At 27.9% G+C, this 5970-nt stretch carries 7 protein-coding genes; 6 read left to right on the forward strand and 1 reads right to left on the reverse strand.

The features are described 5' to 3' along the window. Positions 1-293: 293 nt before the first annotated feature. The 6 genes from B5E58_RS12950 to B5E58_RS12975 all read left to right on the forward strand — a co-directional run bounded on the left by B5E58_RS12950 (position 294) and on the right by B5E58_RS12975 (position 5414). Positions 294-530 (forward strand): helix-turn-helix domain-containing protein, encoded by a 237-nt coding sequence (locus B5E58_RS12950; protein WP_088110065.1) that lies wholly within the window; start codon positions 294-296, stop codon positions 528-530. A 285-nt stretch (positions 531-815) separates the two neighbouring features. Further along, a complete protein-coding gene (locus B5E58_RS12955; protein WP_088110066.1) occupies positions 816-1598 on the forward strand; it encodes a DNA-methyltransferase in 783 nt (260 codons plus the stop codon). Continuing rightward, positions 1598-2464 (forward strand): DNA-methyltransferase, encoded by an 867-nt coding sequence (locus tag B5E58_RS12960; protein ID WP_088110067.1) that lies wholly within the window; start codon positions 1598-1600, stop codon positions 2462-2464. The genes B5E58_RS12955 and B5E58_RS12960 overlap by 1 nt, the downstream gene beginning before the upstream one ends. A 90-nt stretch (positions 2465-2554) precedes the next feature. Then, entirely contained in the window at positions 2555-3328 is a 774-nt protein-coding gene (locus B5E58_RS12965) for a hypothetical protein (protein ID WP_088110068.1), read from the forward strand. An 11-nt stretch (positions 3329-3339) separates the two neighbouring features. Continuing rightward, complete coding sequence (locus B5E58_RS12970) at positions 3340-3969, forward strand: hypothetical protein (RefSeq protein WP_088110069.1); 630 nt, start codon at positions 3340-3342, stop codon at positions 3967-3969. Between the two features lie 68 nt (positions 3970-4037). After that, a complete protein-coding gene (locus tag B5E58_RS12975; RefSeq protein WP_088110070.1) occupies positions 4038-5414 on the forward strand; it encodes a hypothetical protein in 1377 nt (458 codons plus the stop codon). Between the two features lie 260 nt (positions 5415-5674). Here B5E58_RS12975 and B5E58_RS12980 read toward each other — a convergent pair whose 3' ends face one another. Continuing rightward, positions 5675-5830 carry a helix-turn-helix domain-containing protein gene (locus B5E58_RS12980; RefSeq protein WP_088110071.1) on the reverse strand — a complete coding sequence of 52 codons (156 nt, stop codon included), beginning with the start codon at positions 5828-5830 and terminating at the stop codon, positions 5675-5677. Positions 5831-5970 lie beyond the last annotated feature (140 nt).

Below are 5970 nucleotides of genomic sequence, written 5' to 3' on the forward strand. Positions count from 1 at the left end.
GTTCTTTAATCAGATAAATAATAAGTATAATAGAAAGAATATAAAAAATAGAAAATGATATGATACTACAAAAAGATTTTGTTATATCATATATTTGTTAAACTAATCTAGTTAAAGCTATTAAAGGTGTAATAAAGTCAGATATGAAAATTATTTAGTAACCAAAACTTATTGAAAAATCTAGATAGAATTTATGAAAAATATAACTAAAAACTTCACGATAATTAAGTTGATATTCGACGTCTGAACGCTTATAATAGGTTTGAATTTAATAAGAAGAAAGGAGAGGAAGGATGGATTATATTACTGTAAAAGAAGCATCTGAAAAATGGAATTTATCAGTTAGACGAATTCAGACATTATGTAATGAAAATAAGATCCCAAATGTTAAGAAATTTGGAAGAGAATGGGCAATTCCTATAGATACAAAAAAGCCTCATGATTCTAGAATTAAAACAGGAAAATATATAAAGTCTGAAAAAAATAACACAAATATTAGTATGTTTGATAAAAAGAATGAAGAATTTTAAATTTCTTGTTATATGTGTTAGTTGTAATATAAGAAATTTCTCAAACTATGATAAAATAACTTTAAATTAATTAGATTTCATAAAAAACTAAAGATAATTAAGTAAATTAAACTTGTTAATAAATTTGTTCTATACATAAAATGAGTTGCAAAAATCGTTTATTCCAAGAATTATTTAAGATACAGGTAAATGTTAATATTATACTTATTATTTATCTGATTAAAGAACTTTGAAAACTTTCAAAGTAAGACTACAATTTAATATTAAAGAAGGTAAAAGAGAAAGATGAATGTTGATAAAATATACATGACTTCAAGTGAGAATATGACAGAAATTAGAGATAAAAGTATTAACTTAGTTGTAACTTCACCACCATATAATATAGATATTCAATATGGAAATAAAACCTATAAAGGAAAAATTGTTGAAAGTAAAGGAGTCAAATATAATGATAAAATGAGTGAAACTGATTATAGAGAAATGCTTAAAAGAGTTTTTGAAGAATGTAAAAGAGTGATAAAAGATGATGGTTCAATATGGATAAATATAAAAAATAGGTTGATAGATGGAGCAATTGTTACACCATTTTGGATACAAGATTTCTTTGAAGATATGTACTTAAAAAATGTGATAATTTGGAATTTTGACTGGGGTGGATCAACAAATAAGAGATTTGCACCAAGATATGAATATATATTTTGGTTTGTAAAAGATAAAAATAAATATACATTTAATTTGGATGATGTTAAGATACCAGCATTAAACTACAGACCAGATAGATATAAAAGTCAGTTGAAAAATCCTACAGATGTTTGGAGAATATCAATGGTGTCAGGAAATTTTGATGAAAGAACAGGACATCCTGCACAATATCCAGAACAGCTTATTGAAAGAATTATTTTAACTGGAACAAATCCTGGAGATATAGTACTTGATCCTTTTATGGGTAGTGGAACAACTGCTGTAGTTGCAAAAAAATTAGGAAGACATTATTTAGGGTATGAGGTAGTAAGGGATTACTGCAATATGGCTAATGAAAGATTACAAAGGTTGGAGGAACAAGGGTAATGTATGATTATAGAATAGGAGATTGCCGAGAACTACTTAAAACAATTCCAGATAAATCTGTAAGATTAGTGGTGACATCACCACCGTATAACATAGGAAAACCATATGGTAAATACAAAGATAAAATAGCTCTTAATGAATGGAAAGAACTGATTAATGATGTAACAAAAGAGGTATATAGGATTTTAACACCAGATGGAGCATTTTTCCTGAATCTTTCGCCCGTTCCAGTAGGAGATTCAAAAGAGATAGTTCCACTTCCTTTTATAGGATATCAAATCCTTAAGAATAATAATTTGTACTTAAGAAATATGATAACATGGACATTTAATAATATGCAAAATTGTACAAATCGATTGTCTGGTAGATATGAAAATATATTATGGGGTGTAAAAGATTTAGATAACTATATTTTTAACTTAGATGATGTACGAATTCCTTATATTACAAAAGGAGATAAGCGACTTGCAGAAGGAGGAGGTAGAAATCCAACAGATGTATGGTATTTTGATAGAGTAAACAATATGACAAAGAAAAAATTGAATTTATCACATCCAACCATTTATCCACTTCCGATGATAGTTCGAATTGTAAAAATGGCAACTAATCCTGGAGATATTGTATTAGATCCTTTTGCAGGGAGTGGAACATCGCTAGTAGCTGCTAAGATTATGGGAAGAAATGCAATTGGCTTTGAATTGGATGCGAAATATAAAGAAGAATGTGAACGAAGATTGAAAACAGAAGGTACTATACCAGCTAGCACTTTTGATGAGTTATATGAAGATGCTGAGAAAGTGGAACGTTTTCAAAATGCACAGTCAAAATCGGTAGAATTAGCAGAACAACTTAAATTTGATATATAATGTTAAGTGTATATAGAATCATATACAAAATGACCTCAAAGTGGTATAATGTACATATATTTTGTGCATTATTCCTGGAGGTGTATATAGATGCTATATAATGAATTAATTGAGGTGTCAAAGCCTAGATTTGAAAAATTTTTTAAAAATGTAAAAATATTTGAAAATCAATTTTGTTGGAATGATTATAATGCTAAATGCTATGATTATTTCTATAAAACTAATACATATGATGAACTAGCTACAGTAGCAGATGCTAAGAAATGTATTCCAGAAATGAAGGACATATGTAAAAAATGTGGAAATTATTTTATCCCTAAAAGAAATGAGAGTATTCCTAAGTATGATGTCATATTAGGAAAGCAAATGGAAGAGGAATTGATGGATTTTCTAAGTAAAAAATTACAAACTAAAGTTTGTAGAGGTGATCTTGAGAATAGAAGTTATCCAGATTGTAAAATTCTCAGAGAAGATGGAAGCATAGCTGCTTATTTTGAAGTGAAATATCATGCAGCCCCTTTTGTATATGCTAAACGATTTACTGGAAGAGAATGTTATGAAGGAAGTGCTACATTAGATTACAAGAAAATGAAAAAACAGCTTGCATTAATAGAAGAGGAAATTGAAGTTCCAGTTTATTATGTGCACTGGATAGATTATCCATGTCTTAAGGGGATTTTTTATGAAAACTCTTATATGATTAAAGAGCATATGGAACAACAGCATGCTGAATTCGAAAGAAAAAAACGTGAGGGTGATGATAAAAAGTCTATTAATGCTCGTTATTTTTCAAAAATCTATTCATATCTATTGGAATTAAAGAGTTTTGAAGAAATGTTAGAAGAGTTTAAATTACTACTCTAGGAGGCAAGATTTTGAAAGATTTAGAAACATATGAAGAACTTATATATAAAATAAACAACAAGTTAAGTAAAAATCTAGATTATCAAAATAAAATTAAACTTGATAGTTTTTTAGACAACTCAATTTTACAAGGTTCTCATTCAAGACTACATCTTCAAATTGAAAAAGTAATAGGTGAAGAAATAAGTTTATGGGTTAAGAAAAAAAAAAGATTAAATATATCTTGTTGGGAGCCTAATAAAGACCTTTATCCACAATATATGCTATTAGGAACAGATCGAGGAATTTTAGCTTATATTGAATTTTTCTATCACAATTATCAAGGAAAAATTGAAAAAGATATAATAGAAAAACAGGCAGTATTATATAGATTATCTGAGTTAAAGGAAAGGATTTCAGTTGTTGATTCAGATTTAGATAGGCCTGTTTTTTATATTCATATACTAAATTATTATAATTATAAAGATATTGTTTTTGAAACTACAGAAATGATAAAAGATAAAATTTTTTCTGGTAATGTAATTATAAAAAAAGAAAATGATGAAGACTACTATTTTGCAGATTTGAGAGAGATGGGTTCATTTGATGAGCTAGTAAACATTTTTGAAAATTTGAAAAAGAATAATGTTAAATTCTATTAATTAATTACAGTCCCTGAAACAGGTATATAGCCTTTGGGGGCTGTATCTTGTGCAAAAGGAGAATGTTAATGAAATATTTAGATGTACATGGAAAGAGGCTTCCAGTGCCTTCTTTTTTTCAGGTATATAACTATGGTGGAGGTAATGGAGATAAGGATAGAGAAATAGTTTATTCAGAATTTACAGGGGATACACCTGCATTAATAAACTATTATTATATTAATAATAGATACCCGCATATTTTTCAAAGTCATGCATTTGATGATTTGTCAGGATATTCTAAAATTGGAGATGTATATAATGACATTAGAAAAATGCTAATTCAAGATAAGAATGAGATATATTCTAACTATATTAGTGTTCCGTATGATTTTAATGATAAGGTTTTTCTTTTAGATTCTGGTGCAGCTAATATTGTAAAAAAGATAGCAGAAGAAATTGATTATGATGTGTCTAAATTAGATGAAGTAATTGTTCAGCACATGAAAGATTATTATGATTTTGCTGATAAACTTCATGTTGATATAGTAGTTGGTTTTGATTTAGGTGGTAAGTATACAGAAAAAGATGGAGAAAAGTCTAATAAGAAATTATGTGATTTTCTTGCTACAATTGACTCTGAAAAAATCAATAATTTACTTTTAGAAGAAACAATCAAATATCTTGCTTCAAAACCTAATTTTTATCCATATGTATTAGCAACAATACATGGAGCTTTACAAACAGACTATGAAGCATGTGTTGACTATATTTTATCCTTGGAGAACACATATTTATATAAATTCTGGGGATTTGCATTAGGTGGAATTGCAAGCTATAAGCAAGTAGATGCCTCATGGTATGATGATATTAATTTCAAAAAAACAAAGAAACGTGGATTTGTTGAAACAGTAACACCAGCGAGAGCTTGCCGATTAGTTAGAAATAAAGTTGGAGATAGACCAATTCATGCACTAGGATGTGGAGGATATCCTAATATTGCTATGAATTATTATTGTGGAGCAACATCATTTGATGCAGCTTCTCCTGTTAGAAGAGTAGGAGATGGTAATTTGGAGTCTACCAAAATGGTATATAATCCAAATCCAATTCCTGGTTCTAGTTTTAGTAAATATTTTGTAGGTGGAATTAATTATGATGGAACATTAAGATCTGAGCCTTGTTCGTATGTTAAATTAAATGAAGTAAAAGATAGTATGCCTTTATGTGGTTGTCCAGCATGCCTTAGTGCAGGTTCGGTTAAAAATATTAAAGATTTATATCATATGAAAGCTCAAGATGATGAAGCTTGTTATTACAGTAGACAATTAATGGGACTACATGCAGTAAGACAGCATAGAAAATTGTGTGAGGTAATTTCTAATTATCCTGATATGAAGTCTTTTGTAGCTGCTTATCCAAGTACTTTAAATACTAACTTAGAGATAATATATAACCAATTATAAAAAAGAAAAACATACTTCTGGTAATAAATCAAAACTTGTAAAATTATGTTTTAAGTTAATGGAAGTATTTTTATTTATTTTTATAGAAAGTATATTAGATGTAGTAGAATAGGATTATCCAACATTCCATATTTCTATTGCTTGTTTTATATGCAAACTATAATCTAGAGATTTAATTTTAAATGAGCATAATGCTTCAAAATGGCTTACAAAAGAAACATTGTATAGTGTAGACTGGTTGCCCGAAGATAAAGGTTTGATTAGTAAGATAGAAAAGTATTTAGATAAATAGCATCTCTTTCACCAGTAGAAATATAGTTTTTGGTGAGTCCTGTTTTTTCTGCAAACTGTTCTTGGGTTAACCCTATTTTTTCACGACATTCTTTAATTTGTTTACCAATATGAGCATCAATCATAATATATAACTCCTTTCTATATGGTTAATAATAATTGTATTGATTAAAGATATCGATATACGGAAAGGTTAATATATATACTATGTATAAAAATTATAGTTTGTTATTAAATTTAATATAAATTTTCAAATATATAAGAC

The sequence above is a fragment of the Tyzzerella sp. An114 genome (assembly GCF_002161055.1).
Classification (GTDB): Bacteria; Bacillota; Clostridia; order Lachnospirales; family Anaerotignaceae; genus Fimicola; species Fimicola cottocaccae.

Bases quoted from the DNA above. Each gene is read 5' to 3' on its own strand.
- B5E58_RS12965 (WP_088110068.1), top strand. From the start codon at position 2,555: ATGCTATATAATGAATTAATTGAGGTGTCAAAGCCTAGATTTGAAAAA.
- B5E58_RS12960 (WP_088110067.1), top strand. From the start codon at position 1,598: ATGTATGATTATAGAATAGGAGATTGCCGAGAACTACTTAAAACAATT.
- B5E58_RS12980 (WP_088110071.1), bottom strand. From the start codon at position 5,830: ATGATTGATGCTCATATTGGTAAACAAATTAAAGAATGTCGTGAAAAA.
- B5E58_RS12950 (WP_088110065.1), top strand. From the start codon at position 294: ATGGATTATATTACTGTAAAAGAAGCATCTGAAAAATGGAATTTATCA.
- B5E58_RS12955 (WP_088110066.1), top strand. From the start codon at position 816: ATGAATGTTGATAAAATATACATGACTTCAAGTGAGAATATGACAGAA.
- B5E58_RS12975 (WP_088110070.1), top strand. From the start codon at position 4,038: ATGAAATATTTAGATGTACATGGAAAGAGGCTTCCAGTGCCTTCTTTT.